The organism is uncultured Sphingomonas sp., from assembly GCF_964244265.1.
Taxonomy (GTDB): Bacteria; Pseudomonadota; Alphaproteobacteria; order Sphingomonadales; family Sphingomonadaceae; genus Sphingomonas.
Genome location: NZ_CAXTHV010000015.1, coordinates 63,580 through 80,489 on the forward strand (window position 1 = coordinate 63,580; position 16,910 = coordinate 80,489).

General features: G+C 68.8%; 13 protein-coding genes. All 13 read right to left on the reverse strand.

Going from position 1 to position 16,910, the window contains the following annotated elements; translation table 11 throughout:
• Positions 1-1,008 carry a glycoside hydrolase family 3 N-terminal domain-containing protein gene (locus ACFE7K_RS08125; protein WP_375397675.1) on the reverse strand — a complete coding sequence of 336 codons (1,008 nt, stop codon included), beginning with the start codon at positions 1,006-1,008 and terminating at the stop codon, positions 1-3.
• Positions 1,009-1,089: 81 nt separating this feature from the next.
• Positions 1,090-1,821 (reverse strand): SPOR domain-containing protein, encoded by a 732-nt coding sequence (locus ACFE7K_RS08130; protein ID WP_375397676.1) that lies wholly within the window; start codon positions 1,819-1,821, stop codon positions 1,090-1,092.
• Positions 1,821-3,548, reverse strand: a complete 1,728-nt coding sequence (argS, locus tag ACFE7K_RS08135) for an arginine--tRNA ligase (RefSeq protein ID WP_375397677.1) — start codon at positions 3,546-3,548, stop codon at positions 1,821-1,823. Before argS ends, ACFE7K_RS08130 begins: the two co-directional genes overlap by 1 nt.
• Before the next feature lie 91 nt (positions 3,549-3,639).
• Entirely contained in the window at positions 3,640-4,788 is a 1,149-nt protein-coding gene (locus ACFE7K_RS08140) for a DUF1501 domain-containing protein (protein WP_375397678.1), read from the reverse strand.
• 3 nt (positions 4,789-4,791) lie between these two features.
• Entirely contained in the window at positions 4,792-6,237 is a 1,446-nt protein-coding gene (locus ACFE7K_RS08145) for a DUF1800 family protein (RefSeq protein ID WP_375397679.1), read from the reverse strand.
• 131 nt (positions 6,238-6,368) lie between these two features.
• Positions 6,369-7,550: a deoxyguanosinetriphosphate triphosphohydrolase gene (locus ACFE7K_RS08150; protein ID WP_375397680.1), complete on the reverse strand. Its 1,182-nt coding sequence runs from the start codon at positions 7,548-7,550 to the stop codon at positions 6,369-6,371.
• Positions 7,551-7,601: 51 nt separating this feature from the next.
• On the reverse strand, positions 7,602-9,974 hold the full coding sequence (locus ACFE7K_RS08155; protein ID WP_375397681.1) for an SPOR domain-containing protein: 2,373 nt from the start codon (positions 9,972-9,974) through the stop codon (positions 7,602-7,604).
• Between the two features lie 175 nt (positions 9,975-10,149).
• Positions 10,150-11,634: a cell division protein FtsZ gene (gene ftsZ, locus ACFE7K_RS08160; protein WP_375397682.1), complete on the reverse strand. Its 1,485-nt coding sequence runs from the start codon at positions 11,632-11,634 to the stop codon at positions 10,150-10,152.
• Between the two features lie 111 nt (positions 11,635-11,745).
• Entirely contained in the window at positions 11,746-13,008 is a 1,263-nt protein-coding gene (ftsA, locus tag ACFE7K_RS08165) for a cell division protein FtsA (RefSeq protein ID WP_375397683.1), read from the reverse strand.
• Between the two features lie 30 nt (positions 13,009-13,038).
• Positions 13,039-13,977, reverse strand: a complete 939-nt coding sequence (locus ACFE7K_RS08170) for a cell division protein FtsQ/DivIB (protein WP_375397684.1) — start codon at positions 13,975-13,977, stop codon at positions 13,039-13,041.
• Positions 13,974-14,894 carry a D-alanine--D-alanine ligase gene (locus ACFE7K_RS08175; protein WP_375397685.1) on the reverse strand — a complete coding sequence of 307 codons (921 nt, stop codon included), beginning with the start codon at positions 14,892-14,894 and terminating at the stop codon, positions 13,974-13,976. Before ACFE7K_RS08175 ends, ACFE7K_RS08170 begins: the two co-directional genes overlap by 4 nt.
• Before the next feature lie 40 nt (positions 14,895-14,934).
• A complete protein-coding gene (gene murB, locus ACFE7K_RS08180; RefSeq protein WP_375397695.1) occupies positions 14,935-15,816 on the reverse strand; it encodes a UDP-N-acetylmuramate dehydrogenase in 882 nt (293 codons plus the stop codon).
• Between the two features lie 134 nt (positions 15,817-15,950).
• Positions 15,951-16,910, reverse strand: a 960-nt coding sequence (murC, locus tag ACFE7K_RS08185; RefSeq protein WP_375397686.1) for a UDP-N-acetylmuramate--L-alanine ligase, incomplete at its 5' end; no start/stop codon positions are given.

The following is a 16,910-nucleotide window of genomic DNA, read 5'->3' on the forward strand; positions in this document are numbered from 1 at the left end:
TCAGGCCAGCGCGAGCAATGCGTCGCGCGTGGCGATCAATTCGGCCATGTCGCCGGTTGGCGTCACGTCGGCGATCGTCGCCATCGCCCGATCCAGACGCGCGCGCGACCGGTCGCCGATATCGTCGAGCCGGTCGACGATCGCCGCCATTTCCTCTATGCGCGCCCAGCAATCGAGCACCACGTCGCATCCCGCGGCAATCGCCCCCGCCGCCTTGTCGCCGGGGCTGCCCGACAGTGCCTTCATGTCGATATCGTCGGTCATCAGCAGGCCGTCAAAGCCGATCCGTCCGCGGATCACCTCCTTGACGACGATCAGCGACAGGGTCGCGGGCCGATCGCGATCCCAGGCGTCGAAGACGATGTGACCGGTCATGCCCATCGGCGCGTCGGCAAGCGCGCGGAACGGCGCCAGGTCTACCTCCAGCTCGGCGGCCGACACGGTCACCCTCGGCAGCAGGTGGTGAGTGTCGACCGCGGTGCGACCATGGCCGGGCATGTGCTTGACCACTCCCACGACGCCGCCCGCACACAGCCCCGCAAGGATTGCCTGCCCCATCGCCGCGACGCGCAGCGGTTCGCGGCCCAGCGCCCGCGTCGTGATCGCCTCGGTAGTGTCGGGCTGGACGACGTCGAGCAGCGGCAGGCAATTGACGGTAATCCCCACCTCGGCCAGCGTCAGGCCGATCGCCTGCGCATTCACCCGCGCCGCCTCGATCGCCGACATCGGCGCCAGATCGTACAGCGCATCGAACCTGGGACCGGCGGGGAAGGCAGGCCATTCGGGCGGCCCCATCCGCTGCACGCGGCCGCCCTCCTGATCGATCAGGATCGGCAGGTCCCCGCGCCCCGACAAGTCGCGCAGAGAATCGGTCAGCGCGCGCAATTGCGGCCGATCGACGACATTGCGCCCAAACAGGATGTAGCCTGCCGGGTCCGCCGACCCGAAGAAAGCGCGCTCGTCGACGGTCAGCGTCGGGCCGGCAAGGCCGAAGATCACGGGCTTCATGAGCGATTACTAGGGTGCGGACCCGGCTCTCGCAACGCAATCCTGTCCCGGCGCGAGCACCCGTCAACACCGCCGTCCAGATCAGCTAACGACGATGCAGTCGTTCCCCGCAACCTTCAGTTTGCCGCACAAATCGCGCGCGGCCCCCGCGCCGCCGGCGTTGACGCGCAGACGATACCAGGTCTTGCCGCCGACCTCGGCCCGCTCGACGGCCTTGCCCAGCGGGGCCAGATAATCGAAACGCTTGGTCGCGCTGGCCCAGGCGGCATTGGCCTCCGACTGGCTGCGATAGGCGCCGAGCTGGACGATCGACCCGCCGCCGCCCGCCGCTATCGACGGCATGGGCTTGCCCGGCGGCGTCGCCTTCAATGCTCCGCCGGCGCCGGGAACGCTGGCCGTCGCCGTCCTGCCGCCGGTGCCCGCGCCGGCATCGCCGGGCGCGCGCTTGCCCGCGACCGGCGTCTCGGGCAGCGCCCCGACGTCGATCTTGGCGCCACCGGCCGCGGCACCACCGCTGGTCGCGACCGCAGTATCGCCTTCGCCTTGGACCTTCAGGCCGCCGGGATCGTCGGGCTTGACCTTGTAATTGCCCTCCTGCGCGGCGATCAGCGCGCCGTTCCCGTTGCCGGTGCCGCGATGCTGCAGCCAGTAGATGCCCAGGATGATCGCGGCGAGCAGCGCGAGGCCGAGCGCGACCAGCGCCACCAGCCGCACGGTCGACGGCCCGCGATCGTCATGGCGCTCGTCCGCCGCGTCCAGCCATGGCAGCCGGTCTTCGGCGCGAAGCTCCATGTCATCTGAGGACGTGGCCATCAGTTCATCTCCTGGACGGCCTCTACCCCCATGATCGACAGGCCGTTGCGGATGATCTGCCCGATTGCATCCGCCAAGAAAAGACGCGCGCGCGTCGTGCCGGGCTGATCCGGCAGCAGGAAGCGCCGATCCGCGCGGTCATTGCCGACGTTCCATAAAGCATGAAACTCTCCTGCCAAGTCGTAGAGATAGAATGCTATTCGATGGGGCTCCCGAACGGCGGCAGCCGTCTCCACCACGCGGGGAAACTGCGCCGCCAGCTTCACCAGTGCCAATTCCGCCGTATCAAGTCGGGACAGATCGGCATCCTCGCAGGCAATCCCGGCCTCTGCCGCGCGCCTGCGCAACGAAGCGATTCGAGCATGGGCGTATTGGACATAGAATACCGGATTGTCCTTTGAAGCCTCGACCACCTTGGCAAAGTCGAAGTCCATCTGGGCATCGGCCTTGCGGGTCAGCATGGTGAACCGGACGACGTCCTTGCCGACTTCGCGCACGACATCGGCAAGGGTCACGAAGTTGCCGGAACGCTTGGACATCTTCACCGGCTCGCCGCCCCGCAACAGCCGCACCATCTGGACCAGCTTGACGTCGAAGCGCGTCCGGCCACCCGTCAGCGCTCGCACCGCCGCGACGATCCGCTTGACCGTGCCGGCATGGTCGGCGCCCCAGATATCGATCAACGCATCGGCGGTCTGCGCCTTCTGCCAGTGATAAGCGAGGTCGGCACCGAAATAGGTCCAGCGGCCGTTGGACTTGCGGATCGGCCGATCCTGGTCATCGCCGAATTGCGTCGCGCGGAACAGAGGCAGCTCGACCGGCTCCCAATCCTCCGGGGTCTCACCCTTGGGTGCCTCCAGCACGCCATCATAGATCAGGCCGCGCGCGCGCAACTCGGCCTCGGCGGCCTCGGGCTTGCCGGCCGCCTGCAGTTCGGCTTCCGATGAGAACAGATCGTGGTGGATACCGAGCAACGCGAGGTCGGCCCTGATCAGCACGATCATCGCGGCAACGGCACTGGTCCGGAACGGCGCGAGCCATTCCTCCTCGGGTTGCCCGACGAAGCGATCGCCATATTCCTGCGCCAGCGCGTGGCCGACGGGCATCAGGTAATCGCCCGGATACAGCCCCTCCGGGATCGCGCCGACATCCTCGCCCAGCGCCTCGCGATACCGCAGATGGGCCGAGCGCGCGAGCACGTCGACCTGGCCGCCGGCGTCGTTGACGTAATATTCGCGGATTACCGTGTAGCCACCCCATTCGAGCAATGCGGCCAGCGCGTCGCCGACCACCGCGCCACGACAATGCCCCATATGCATCGGGCCGGTCGGGTTGGCCGAGACATATTCGATGTTGACGGTCTGGCCGGCGCCGGTGGTCGACCGCCCGTAATCGCCGCGGGCATCGTTGATCGCCGCCAATTCCGCACGCCAGGTGTCGTCGGTCAGCGTCAGGTTGATGAAGCCCTGCCCGGCAACCGCGACCGACGCGACTTCGTCCAGCCCGCGCAATTCGCCGGCGATCGCCTCGGCCAGCGCGCGCGGGCTGGTGCCGGCGGGCTTGGCGAGCACCATCGCTGCGTTGGTCGCGAGGTCGCCGTGGTTCGCGTCACGCGGCGGCTCGACCGTCACGCCGTTACGCGACAGTCCCGGGGCGAGCTTCCCGGTGGCGACCAGCGCATCGAGCGCAGCGTCGATATGTGCGACGAAACGGGCGTAGAGGGTCATGACGGGTCCGAACTCAGCAACGAGGGCAGCCCTTAGCGGACAAGCCCACCATCGCAAAATCAGCACCTGAAAACAGGAAGGCGGCCGATCGTCAGACCAGCCCGGCGATCGGCTTCACGCCTGCCGCGCTCTTCGGGAACAGCGTCGCCATCACCCTGCCCGGCTCAAGTCGGTAATGCCCGGCCACCGCGCCGGCGACGAACGCGTCGAGTTGCATCGTCGGCTTGACGTCGCGGCTCTCGAGCAAGGCGGCCGGGGCCAGCCCCGGCCAGTCGGCGAGCACGCGCCCGCCCTTGACGGCGCCGCCCATCAGCATCGCCGCCGATCCCGTGCCATGATCGGTGCCGCCGGTGCCATTCGCCGCCACCGTCCGTCCGAACTCGGTGGCGATCAGCACCATCGTGTCGCTCCACGCCGGTCCCATTCCGGTCCTCAGCGCGGCGACCAGGGTGTCGAGACCCTTCAACTGCAGGCCGAGCCGCGCGCTCTGCGCGGTGTGGGTGTCCCAGCCGCCGGTCTCGATCATCGCGATCCGCGCGCCGTTGTCAGGCGCCAGCAGCTTGGCGGCCAGCGCGCCCGTTGCCGCGGCGTTGCGGCCGCTGGCGTCATTCAGGTCGCCGGTCAGCGCGCGCGTGTCCATCGCCTCGCTCCACAGGCCGTGGAGCTGGCTGTCGCCCTGGTACATCATCGCGACACGCTGGAGCAGGTCGTCGGATGCCCGGGGCAGCGCCGACGGCGCGTAGCTGGCGACGTCACGAGCACCGCGCAGCGTCAGCGGCACCGTCGCGGATACCGCAATGGCCTTGGCTTCACCCGAGGGGATGAGGCCCAGCATCCGGTTCATCCAGCCGTCCTTGAGCTGGTAGGCGCCCGCGCCGCCGGTCTCGAGCACGTTCTGCCCGTCGAAATGCGAGCGGTCGCGGTAGGGCGACGCGACGGCGTGCGCGAACAGCGCCTCGTGCGCGTCATACATCGTGCCGATCGACCCCAGCGACGGATGCAGCGCGAAGGTCGCATCGAGTTTCTTCGCGGTGGCGAAGTCGGCGGCGAGCTGGCCCCGCGCGCCGGCAAAGGCCGGATCGCCGAGGGCACCCAGCGTGCCCAGTCCATCGGCGGCGCCACGCTGGATGATGAATACGAACCGGCGGTCGGCATCCGCCCTGGCGAAGGCCAGGCGCGGCGCGAGGCCGAGCGCGGTGATGCCGATACCGCCGGCGATAAAGGAACGACGGTCGAACATCATCTATCTCCTGAGCGATTCGGGGGCAACGAGCAGCAGCGCGAGCGCCTGGCCCGGGCTCTCGGCCCGATCGAGCGATTGCTGGGTGGCCGGACTGATCGCGCCGGGAAACAGCTTCAGGGCGAGCGCGCGGGCATCGACCTGCGTCCCCGCGCGCATCGCGAAGCGCTCGGCCGCCTCGACCCGCCGGACCAACGCGTCGGGGCCGGCCCAGCTGGCGGCGATGTCGTCATAGCCGACCGGCTGGCCGGGTCGCCACATCGGCTGGCCGAGCTGGTTGAGCAGGCCGACCATGACCAGCGAATCGGCGATCCTGGCGCCCAGCGCGCGCATCGTCGAGATCGACCATTCCCACGGCGTCTTGAACTTGAGCGGCGGCGGCGCCCACGCCTCGGGCGAGTCGATGATCGCACGATAGACGGTCGGCAAGTCGCCGTTCGACTTGAGGAACGCCGCCTCCAGCCGCCCGACCATCGCCGGCGGCGGGTTGTCCCCGGCGAAATGGCGCGCGAGCTTGGTCGCGATATGCCGGGCAGTCGCGGGGGCGATCGCAACGTCGTTCAGCACCGCCTGCGCCTGTTCGACGCCCCCCGCGGGGTAAGTCTTGCCCATGATGCGGCGGTCGCCGGGCTCGTGGATCGGCGCGGCGAAGATGAAATCGCCCGGCAAGCCGTTGGTGCCGGCGGCGCGGGCGCCCGGCCCCTGACCAATGCCCGCGACCGTCCACCCAGTCATCGCGCGGGCGAATTCGGTGACGTCGGCCTGGGTATAGTCGGTACGCACGCCGAGCGTGTGCAACTCGAGGATTTCGCGCGCGAGATTTTCGTTCAGGCCGATCTTGCGCATGCCTCGCGCGGCGACGCGCTGGCCGAGCAGACTATTGGGCCCGACCGACACCGCCTGGTCGAGATACAGCAACATCGCCGGATGCCGTTCGACCGCGGTCAGCATGTCGCGGAAGCTGCCCAGCACGTGCGGCCGGATGGCCTCGAACTCCAGCGTGCCCGACAGGCCGACGACCTGGAGCTTGTCGGCCGAAACCGCGAAATGGTTTGCCCAGAAATAGACCAGCCGCTCGACGAACGGCGTATCGCTGTTCAGCGCGACGGTGGCGCGCGCGCCGACCGCCTCGGCATAGCTCTGGCGGTTCTCGCGTGCCGCGAACTGGCGGGCCTCCCGCTGGACGTCGGTGGGACCGGGAGCCGGTGGCGCGCCAGCAGTCGGCGTCGCCGTCGCGCCAGCTTGCGCGCGCAACGCCCGCTGCGTGCGGAAATAGTCCGCGAGTTCGGCCGATACCGAGGCGCTGGTCGGCGCCTTGGCGATCGCGTCGGGCCTGGGATCGAACTGGCCGAATTGCGCGGTCAGCCACGCCTTCGGATTGGCCGGGAAGGCTTGATCGGGCCGGGCGCCGAGCCCGAAGCGGTTGAGCGCGATACTTGCGTCGGTCATCTGCCTGTCCCCAAGGTATCGGTGGTGGATATGCCCGACCTGTCGCAAGAGTTTGTCAGCAACCTTTGAGCGTGATTTGGAGTCCGTTTGGAAATTGGCGAAAGAACGAGTTTTATGCGGACCCTGGCCCTTCAAAAACCCTCGGGCAGGTCGATCGGGCCGACCGCATCGCGATAACGGGCGATCGCATAGCGGTCGGTCATCCCGGCGATGAAGTCCGCGATGTGCCGACTACGCCACGGTTCTTCGGCGGGAAGCGAGCGGGGCCAGTCGCCGGGCATCAGCGCCGGGTCGGCGCGATAAGCCGCGGCGAGACCCGCGATGATGGTGCGCGCGACGTCGGCGGCGGCGGTCTGGCTCGGATGATGATAGAGGTTGGCGTACATGAAGCGCTTGAGCGTGCGCTCATCCTCGCGCATCGCATCCGAAAAGCCGATCAGGGCGCGGTCGGCGGCGCGAACGTCGTCGACGCTGGCAATGCCCGCCGCATCGATCGCGGCGCGGCTGGTAACGATCAGATCGTCGACCATCGCGCCGATCTGGCCGCGCGTCAGCTCGCCGATCAGGCGACCGGGCGCGATGTCGCCGAATTCGGCGCGGCACGCCCGCCACCCTCGCGCCACCAGCGGCACCGCCAGCAGCTGGTCCAGCGTCAGCAGGCCGGCGCGCAAGCCGTCGTCGATATCGTGATTGTCATAGGCGATGTCGTCGGCGATCGCGGCCACCTGCGCCTCCAGGCTGGGCCAGCGCGTCAGTTCCAGCGAAAAGGCCGCGTCGGCCTCGGCCAGCGCCCATCCGGGTGCGGCGACCGGCCCGTTATGCTTGGCCAGCCCCTCCAGCGTTTCCCAGCTCAGGTTCAGCCCGGGCCAGCGCGGATAAGGGCGGTCGATCAGCGTCAGCGCGCGCAGCGTATGGCCATTGTGGTCGAACCCGCCCGCCCCCGCCAGCGCGGCGCGCAGCGCATCCTCGCCGGCATGACCGAACGGCGGATGGCCGATATCGTGCGCCAGGCACAACGCCTCGGTCAGATCCTCGTTCAGGCGAAGCGCACGCGCCACCGCGCGGCCGATCTGCGCCACCTCCAGGCTGTGGGTCAGGCGAACGCGGAAATGATCGCCGTCCGGCGCCAGGAACACCTGGGTCTTGTGGCGCAGCCGACGGAAGCTGATCGAGTGGATGATGCGGTCGCGGTCGCGCTGGAAGGCGTCGCGATGGCCCGGACCGCCGTCCCTGACCCTGTGCTCAGCGTGTTCGGCGTGCAATCGGCCGCGGCTGGCGGCCGGATGCGCGGCATAGGAAGCAAGCGCGGTCATCGCCTGCGCCTCTAGCCGTGCCGCGGCCCGAAAGCCAAGTCGCGCCAGACGCTATTTTGTGGACAGGCGGTCGACCTTCTGGCCCGGCGGGCTGGTGAAGACGAAGCCCGACAATCCTGCCCTGGCCATGTCGTTGACGAAATCCTGCGCCTCGGCGCCGTTCCTGAACGGGCCGGTAAGCACGCGGTTCGTCGCGCGCAGCGGGGTGGACCAGCCGGTGCGGCCCTTGAACAGATCGGGCGCCCCGGCCTTGAGCCGCGCCCATTCCTTTTCCAGCGCCGCCTGGTTGGCGCCGCCGGCGACCTGGACCCAGACCCGCGCCGGCTCGCCTCGGGGAGAGCCCTTGCCGGCTGCGTCCGCGGCGGCGCACCGCGATACTGCCTTGCCACGCCTGATCGGTCGCGATTTGGTGGCGGCCGGTGCGGCCTTCGACTTGCCGGCGATTGCACAGGCATCGTCTGCCGTGCTGTCGGGGGCGATCGCGGTGCCGGCTGTCGGGCAACGCGAACTGGCCTTTCTACGTGCCGACGTTGCGCGACCGCCGGTCACGGCGCGCTTTGCCGTGGTACCGGGCCGGGTATCGGACGCACAAGGATCGGAGTCGTCGGTCACCATGGCGACCTTTGCATTGGTGGCGAGCTTGGCGCAGCGCCGGCCGATCGCGGTACGGGCGGCGGACGCGCGACCTTTGGCGCTCGCGCGCGATGTTCCGGGTTGCGCATCAGGCGTGCAGGGATCGATATCGCTGGCGGTCGAGGCAATCTCCGCCTTGCCGCCGACCACCGCCGGACACCGCAAGCCGGCCCTGGTACGTGCCGTCGCGCTGCGGCCCGTGCCGAGCTTCCGCAAGGCCCCCTCCCTGCCGATGACACGGCAGGGATCGTCATCGCCCTGCGGATCGGGACGCTGGTTGTCGGGAACGCTCCTTTTCACCTCCATCGTCCCGGGGCCGCGGCTTTCGAACGGCTTGGCCGCAACAACTAACGGGGCGGGGGACGGTGCGGCGATTGCTACCGGTGCCGGCACCGGCGGCGACCCCGTCGTAGCCGAGGCGACAGCCGGCGGGGAGATGCCCAGCTCGGCGCCGGGAACGTCGATTCCGGCGATGATCCGAGCCAGCACGACATCCTCGCTGACCCCCGCGATGGACGTGGCGGGCACCCCGACGGTCGCAGCGGCGCTCGGCGCAGGGTCCGCAGCAGCGACCGGCGGCGGCACCGGCGCAGGTGTCGATATGGGTATCGGCGTCATCAACGTCGGTTTCGGCGCCGCTTCGACCATGGCAAGCGTCGCCGGCGGCGCTGTCGGACTCGGCGTCGGCCGCGGCTTGACCGCCGCCATTGGCGGCTTGCCGACGGGGATCGCGATTGGCGACGGGGTGGGTCGCGGCAGCGGCTGGACCATAGCCGTAGTCGCGCTGGGCGTCGGGCGGGCGGCGGTGGGTAGCGGCTGGACCTTCGCCGTCGCGCCCGCCGGCGAGGGGGGCGGCGGCAAGGCGGGTTTGGACGCAGGGACGGCCGCAGCAAGCGCCGGACCGCTCTCGTCCGCCTGGCTCTTGCGCCGGCGCACGCGGCGATCCTGGCCGTTCGGCTTGGGGACGACCATCGCCACCATGGCCGGCTTCGGCGCGGCCGGATCGGGGCCGAGCACGGGCAACGGCGGGATCAGCCTGGCATCGGCATAGCGTTCGGGGCTGACCCGCACCTCGCCAAAATGGACGGCAAAGGCGCGATCGACCGGCGAGAGCAGCGGCAACCGCTGAAAGAACGACGCCAGGCCCTGTCCCAGCCCCGGCGAAATCATGGTGTTGGCGATCTTCTGCGCGCCGGGAACGTCGCCGTTCATCGCCAGGATGAACGCACGGTCCCGCCAGGCCGCGCGGTCGCTGCGTCGCAGCAGCGGATCGAGCTGCGCCAAGGCCAGGTCGCTCTTGCCTGAGATGCCGAGCGAAAGTGCGTAGCGGCGGGTCGTTTCGTCACTGGGCGTGACGGCCAGCGCCAGGCGATAGTCGCGCTGGGCGCGGTCCGGCTCGCCAATCAGGTCATAAGCCAGACCGCGGTCGGCGGCGAAGCGACGTGGATCATATCCGCGCGCCTCCGCCTCCTGGAACCGGCGCAGTGCTTCGCCCGGCCGCTCGGCGCGCACCAGCAACACCCCCATGCCCGCCTTGATCCGCGGGTTGAGCGGTTCAAGCTTTTCGGCGCGCGCGAAGAAACCCGCCGCGGCGATATTGTCGCCCATCTTCAGCGTCAGTTCGCCGGCGGTGGTCAATGCCTCGATATCCAGCGGGTTCGTCGCCAGGATCCGCATGTCGGCGGCAAGCGCGTCGGCGTCGCGATTCTCGTCCGCCGTCTGCGCCCCGGCCCGCAGGCCGATGATCGCCAAACCCAGGACGGCGCAGGTCAGGAGACGGCGCAGGGTCATCGGGCACCCAGCTAAGCGGGGTTGCGGTCCGGCAGGCAATGACGTCCCCTCACTCCCCGCGCCAAGCCGGGGCGCGAAGGCGATGAACGGCTTGGAGCACCGTCCGAAACACGCCCACAGCGCGCTTAAAGCTGTGCCAAACGCATCCCCGGCGCGGTTTCAACCAGATTCCTGGCTATTGATTGTTCTGCCGATGGAGGAAACGCGGGATATCGAGAGGGTCCTTGGCGGCCTCGGCATCGTCACGCGATCCCGATCGAGCCACGCTCTGCATCCGTTCGAACAGCGTTCCGCCCAGCTTCGCTCGCGGCGCCGGCGCTGCATCCTGCAACGTGCCGGCCGCAATCCTGCCGCCCGCCGCCTCCGACGCGCCGGATGGCGGCCATGCAGGCTTGCCATCATCGGCCGGCCTGGCATCATCGATGTCGTCGCCGAAGGTCAGCGGGGCCATCGCCGCCGTCACCGCCGATTCGCTGCCGAGCACCAATTCGTCATCATCGGCAGCGACCGGGTCGGTTGGTGCATCGTTCGCGGCAGGAACCGGATCGGGAACCGCCACGGCGTCTTCCTCGACGATCGGATGCAAAGTGGGCGGCGGGGAAGAGGACGCAGCCGGCGCCGCGGCGGCCGGATCGGTGCGGCGCGCATTGGCGAAGGAAAAGGCGCGCGTCGGCTCGGGCATGGTCGCGGCACGGCTGTCCGCCTCGATCCCGGTGGCGACGACCGATACGCGGATCTTGCCCTCCAGATCGGGGTTGAACGCCGAGCCCCAGATGATGTTGGCGTCCTCATCGACCAGCTCGCGAATGTGGTTGGCGGCCTCGTCGACCTCCAGCAGGCGCATGTCCTCTCCACCGGTGATCGAGACGATCACGCCCTTGGCGCCCTTCATGCTGACGCCGTCGAGCAACGGGTTGGCGATCGCCTTCGACGCGGCTTCGATGGCGCGGTTGTCGCCCTCGGCTTCGCCGGTGCCCATCATCGCCTTGCCCATTTCCTGCATCACCGACCGCACGTCGGCGAAGTCGAGGTTGATCAGGCCCGGCATGACCATCAGGTCGGTGATCCCGCGCACGCCCTGTTGCAGCACCTCGTCGGCCATCTCGAACGCCTGCTTGAAGGTGGTATTGGCGTTGGCGACCAGGAACAGATTCTGGTTGGGAATGACGATCAGCGTGTCGACGAACTTCTGCAATTCCTCGATGCCGGCTTCGGCCGCCTTGGCGCGGCGGTTGCCCTCAAACGCGAACGGCTTGGTCACAACGCCGACGGTCAGGATACCCATGTCGCGCGCCGCTTTGGCGATGACCGGCGCCGCGCCGGTGCCGGTGCCGCCGCCCATGCCGGCAGCGATGAACACCATGTGTGCGCCGTCGAGTTGCTTGGCCAGGCTCTCGATCGTTTCCTCGGCCGCCGCGCGCCCGATTTCGGGGCGGCTGCCCGCGCCCAACCCTTGCGTGATCTTGGCGCCAAGCTGCACGCGCTGCGGGGCGGTCGACTGTTTGAGCGCCTGCGCGTCGGTATTGGCGACCAGGAAATCGACCCCCTGCACGTCTGCACGCATCATGTTGGCGATGGCGTTGCCGCCGGCACCGCCCACCCCGATCACCGCGATGCGCGGCGTCAGTTCGTCAACCTCGGGAGGAAGAAATTCGACCATTTGCCCTGTCTCCGCAGCTTTCCGCCTACCGGGAAAGTCCTCTAGCCCGGCCCTGTCTTGCACCATCGATCGCCTGCGTTCCAGCGCAAACCGGTACGCCGACGCATTTACCTAATAGTTTGCGCGCGCGGTGCGAATCAGCCGCCGGAACATCGCCATACCGGACGGACGATGGACCATCTGGCTTGGGCCGGAAGGCAGCGCGCGCAAGTCGATCGGATCGCTTGCGGCATGATGGACGAGCCCCGCCAGCGTCGCGAAGGCCGGACCCGCATGCGCTTCGGGCAGGCCGGCAAGGCCGCGCGGGCGACCGACGCGGACCGAGCGACCGAGCGCCGACTGCGCGTAATCGGCCATGCCCTTCAATTCCGCGCCGCCACCGGTTAACACCACCTGGCGTCCTACCGCCCCTTCGAACTTCATCGCCGCCAGCGCCGCGCCGACCTCGCCCATCAGCAATTCGAGACGGTGGCGGATCACCGCGATCAGCGCCGCCTTGGTGATGCGCGGTCCCTCGCCCGCGCCATCGTCGCCCAGTGGCGAACTCCCGATCATGTCATGATTGTCGCGCGGTGTCGCATTGGCACAGCCGTGGAAGCATTTCATCCGCTCGGCCTGCGCGCGATTGGCGCCGAAGGTCGAAGCGATGTCGTCCGTCACGTCGGCGGCACCCATGCCGATCGTCGTCAGCCCGACCAGCATCCCGCCGGCGAACAGGGAAACGTTGGTGATCCCCGCCCCCAGCTCGACCAGCGCCACCCCCAGTTCGCGCTCCTCCTCCGACAGGCAGGCCATGCCGGTGGCGACCGGCGCGGCGATGATCGACTTTACCTCGAGATGCGACTTGGCCACGCACAATCCGACATTGCGCACCGGCGATCCATCGGCGGCGACGACATGGATGTGCACGCCCAGCCGGTCGGCATGTAGGCCAAGCGGGTTCCTGACCCCCTGCAACCCGTCCAGCGTATAGAGCGCCGGCTGGGCATGGAGCACCATGCGGCCCGCCGGATCGATCGATTCCCGCCCCGCCCGCAGCAAGGCGTCGATATCGGCCTGTTCGATGCGATGGCCGCCCATCTCGAACTCGATCGAGGCGACATCGCTCACCAGGCCGCCCGCCGAAAAACCGACCCAGACGTTCTCGATACTGGTCTGCGCGATATGCTCGGCCTGGGATACCGCCTCGCGTACCGCGATCTCCGTCGCGGCCATGTCGGCGATGCAGCCGCGCTTGACCCCGCGGCTCTCGCGCTGGCCGGTGCCGAGGACGATCAGCTCGCCGCCATGTCCCTTCTGCGCGATCATCGCCGAGACCTTCGACGATCCGATATCGAGCGCGGTGATCAGCCCGTCGGGTGCGGTCTTGGCCATGATGCTCTTCCTCCTGTCGGATATTATCGCTCAAACCCGGTCGCGTGGTTCGCCAACGCCGTCGCGGCCCGCGACGGGCGCGGTTCGGGCGCCCGCCGGCCCCGCCGGATCGGTGATCGATCCGTCGCCGACCCCGCCGGGCTTGCGCGCGACCAGCCGGGTCGGGTCGCGCATGTCGAACTTGATCCAGCCCTTGCCGAGCAACGCGCGGGCGCCGTCCAGCTTGGCGAATTTGCGCAACGCGCGCGCCGCCTCGACCTCGCCTTCGGGCAGCGACAGCGTCTCGCCGCTCTCGAACAGGAGGTCCCAGCGGCGGTTGCCGATCCAGGTCGCGGCACGGACCATCGACCTGAGTGCGGGCGCGACCGCCATCAGCCGTTGATAGGCCGGCTCCTGCTGGTCCGCGCCGGGACCAATGACCAGCGGAAGGTCGGGCATTGCCGCGGCCGATACCGGCTCCAGGAACACGCCGTCGCGATCGATCAGGCTGAGTTGTCCCTTGTCCTGCCAGATCGCCACGGGCGTGCGCTCGACGATGTTGATGAACAGCGTGTCGGGCAGCCGCCGCGAAACGTGTGCATCGGCGACCCAGCCATATTGCAGGAGCCTCGTCCGGACCGCGTTGAGGTCGACCAGCGGCATCGCGCGCGATTTCTGGTCGAGGGCCACGGCATAGACCGTCATCGGATCCAGCCGCCTGGCGCCGGTTACCTGGATCTGCTCGACGCGAAAGCCGGCGCGGCCGACCTCCTCGGCCACCGCAATGCCCACCGCGCCGGGGATCCCCAGCCAGCTGGCCGCCACGATCGCCAGCGCGGCGACGCCGCTGACGATCGACCAGGACGCGATCCGGCGCAGCGTGTCATGGCTGACCGGCAAGACGGCGATCAACCGGTCGATCCGCGATCCGCGCTTCAGGCGCCGCTGGGGCTGCTTGCGCTGGTTCGTGCGGTTGTTGCGGCGGCTCATGCGATTGCCTCGTCGATGATCATCTGGACCAATTGCGGATAGGAAATGCCCAGGTGGCGGGCCTGTTCGGGCACCAGGCTGAGCGGGGTCATGCCGGGCTGGGTATTGACCTCGAGCAGGAACAGGCCGTCGACCCCCTGCTCGTCGTCCCAGCGGAAGTCGGAACGCGACGTCCCCCGGCATCCGAGCAGCCGATGCGCGCGCAGGGCGATTGACCGGCACGCCTCGGTAATCACGTCGGGAATGGCGGCGGGGAAGACATGCTCTGTCATGCCGTCGGTATATTTGGCGTCGTAATCGTAAAAGCCGCTCTTCGGACGCAGCTCGGTCACCCCCAGCGCACGATCGCCCAAAACGGCGGTGGTCAATTCGCGGCCGCGGATGAACGGCTCGGCGAGCAGCTCGTCGAAATCCTGCCATGGGCCCGCAACGTCGCGGCCGATCGGCCGGCCGTAATTGCCGTCCGCCGTCACGATCGCCACGCCGACCGACGAGCCCTCGTTAACCGGCTTGACGACATAGGGGCGTTGCAGCGGGTCGTCCTCGAACAGCTCGGCGGAGCGCACGATCCGGCCGCCCGGCATCGGCACGCCGTGCGGCACCAGCGTCTGCTTGGTCAGTGCCTTGTCGATCGCGATCACCGAGGTGGCGAGCCCCGAATGAGTGTATCTGAGCCCCATCAGATCTAGCATGCCCTGAACGCTGCCGTCCTCGCCGGGCGTGCCGTGGAGCGCATTGAAGACGATGTCGGGCCTGGCCTCCACCAGCCGCGGCGCGACGTCGCGATCCATGTCGATCCGCGTCACGCGATGGCCAAGCGATTCGAGCGCATCGGCGACCCCGGCCCCGGACATCAGCGACACGGCGCGCTCGGCGGACCAGCCGCCCATCAGGACCGCGACGTGGAGGGGGGTCATCACATCCTCTCCATGCCGGGGAAGATGTGGAGCAGGGTGCTCATGTCGTCACTCCCACCCGCTGTATCTCCCATTCCAACGTTACCCCCGAAGCCGCCTTCACCTTGTCACGCACCTCTTCGCCCAGCGCCTCGATATCGGTGCTGGTTGCAGCGCCCAGGTTGAGCAGGAAATTGCAATGCTTTTCGGATACTTGCGCGTCACCTTTACGCAGCCCACGACACCCCGCCGCATCGATCAATTGCCAGGCCTTGTGGCCATCGGGGTTCTTGAAGGTCGATCCGCCGGTCCTGGAGCGCAGCGGCTGCGCGGCTTCGCGCGCGGCCGCGATGCGGTCCATCTCGGCCTGGATCGCCGACGGCTCGGCCGGGCAGCCGCGCAACGTCGCGCCGGTAATCACGCATCCGGCCGGCAGCGCGCTGTGGCGATACGTGCAGCCGAGCGCGTCGACCGCAAGCACCCGGCGCTCGCCCGACCGCAGGACGATCTCGCATTCGACCAGGACCTCGCCGGTCTCACGGCCATAGGCGCCGCCGTTCATCCGCACGAAGCCGCCGACCGTTCCCGGGATCGAGCGCAGGAATTCGAGGCCGCCGATCCCGGCGTCGCGGGCGGTCGACGACACCAGGATGCCGCTTGCCCCGCCGCCGCAGCGCAAGGTCGTCGCGTCGATCGCCTCGACCCGCGCAAACGCCTTACCCAGACGTACGACCACGCCGGGCACGCCGCCGTCGCGGACGATCAGGTTCGATCCCAGGCCCAGCGCCATTACCGGCATCGCCGGATCGAGATCGGCCAGGAACGCGGCGAGATCGTCGATATCACCGGGCTCGAACAGCCATTCCGCCGCGCCGCCGCTCTTGAACCACACAAGCGGGGCCAGCGGCGCATCCTGGGTGAGCTTGCCGCGAAGAGCGGGCAAATCCTCTCCGGGACGTGGAGGGGAACCGCCAGCGAAGCCGGTGGTGGAGCCAGCGTGCTGTCGGCCGCGCGCGCCCTCCACCAGCCTGGGGCTGGTCCCCCTCCCCGTGCCGGGGAGGATTTCGGTGTCGCCGTTCACGCCGGCACCTCTTGTCGTCGCGTCGTGACCGCCTCGGCCAGCCCCGCCGCCCACTTCGTGATGTCGCCCGCGCCCAGGCACACGACCATGTCGCCGGGCTGGATCTGCCCGGCGAGCGCCGTGGCGAGTTCGTCGGCGCTCGCCACCGTCGAGGCCGCGCGGTGGCCGCGGCGTTTAAGGCCATCGACCAGCGATTCGGCGCCGACGCCGTCGACCGGCGCCTCGCCGGCGGCATAGACCGGCGTGACATAGACGATGTCGGCGTCGTTGAACGCCTGTTGGAAATCCTCCATCAGGTCGCCCAGCCGCGAATAGCGGTGCGGCTGGACCACCGCGATCACGCGGTTAGCCACGCTTTCGCGCGCCGCCGACAATACCGCGCGGATCTCGACCGGATGGTGGCCGTAATCGTCGATGATCGTCACCGCGCCGTCGTCCAGCGCAATCTCGCCGACCTTGGTGAAGCGGCGCTTGACCCCGCCGAACTTGGCGAACCCCCGTTGGATCGTCGCGTCGGGAATGCCGAGCTCCAGCGCGACGCCGATCGCCGCCAGCGCGTTCTGGACATTGTGCCGGCCGGCCATCGGCAGATCGATATGCTCGATCGACCGCGTCGTGCCGTCACGGTGACGGACGATCGCCTCGAAGCGGTTGCCGCCGGCGATCGGCACGACATTGACGCCGCGCACGTCGGCCTGGGTCGAAAAGCCATAGGTCACGATGCGCCGGTCGCGCACGCGGGGCAGCACCGCCTGGACCTCGGGATGGTCGAGGCACAGCAAAGCGGCGCCATAGAAGGGCACGTTCTCGATGAACTGGACGAACGCATCCTTGACCGCGTCGAAGCTGCGATAATGGTCGAGATGCTCGGGATCGATGTTGGTGACCACCGCGATCGTCCCGTCGAGGCGCAGGAAGCTGCCGTCGCTCTCGTCGGCCTCGACCACCATCCAGTC

What these genes read in the sequence shown, in the direction of transcription:
- ACFE7K_RS08130 (WP_375397676.1), bottom strand. Translation starts at nt 1,821, where the DNA reads ATGGCCACGTCCTCAGATGACATGGAGCTTCGCGCCGAAGACCGGCTG.
- ACFE7K_RS08175 (WP_375397685.1), bottom strand. Translation starts at nt 14,894, where the DNA reads ATGACCCCCCTCCACGTCGCGGTCCTGATGGGCGGCTGGTCCGCCGAG.
- ftsZ (WP_375397682.1), bottom strand. Translation starts at nt 11,634, where the DNA reads ATGGTCGAATTTCTTCCTCCCGAGGTTGACGAACTGACGCCGCGCATC.
- ACFE7K_RS08145 (WP_375397679.1), bottom strand. Translation starts at nt 6,237, where the DNA reads ATGACCGACGCAAGTATCGCGCTCAACCGCTTCGGGCTCGGCGCCCGG.
- ACFE7K_RS08140 (WP_375397678.1), bottom strand. Translation starts at nt 4,788, where the DNA reads ATGTTCGACCGTCGTTCCTTTATCGCCGGCGGTATCGGCATCACCGCG.
- ACFE7K_RS08170 (WP_375397684.1), bottom strand. Translation starts at nt 13,977, where the DNA reads ATGAGCCGCCGCAACAACCGCACGAACCAGCGCAAGCAGCCCCAGCGG.
- ftsA (WP_375397683.1), bottom strand. Translation starts at nt 13,008, where the DNA reads ATGGCCAAGACCGCACCCGACGGGCTGATCACCGCGCTCGATATCGGA.
- ACFE7K_RS08150 (WP_375397680.1), bottom strand. Translation starts at nt 7,550, where the DNA reads ATGACCGCGCTTGCTTCCTATGCCGCGCATCCGGCCGCCAGCCGCGGC.
- argS (WP_375397677.1), bottom strand. Translation starts at nt 3,548, where the DNA reads ATGACCCTCTACGCCCGTTTCGTCGCACATATCGACGCTGCGCTCGAT.
- ACFE7K_RS08155 (WP_375397681.1), bottom strand. Translation starts at nt 9,974, where the DNA reads ATGACCCTGCGCCGTCTCCTGACCTGCGCCGTCCTGGGTTTGGCGATC.
- ACFE7K_RS08125 (WP_375397675.1), bottom strand. Translation starts at nt 1,008, where the DNA reads ATGAAGCCCGTGATCTTCGGCCTTGCCGGCCCGACGCTGACCGTCGAC.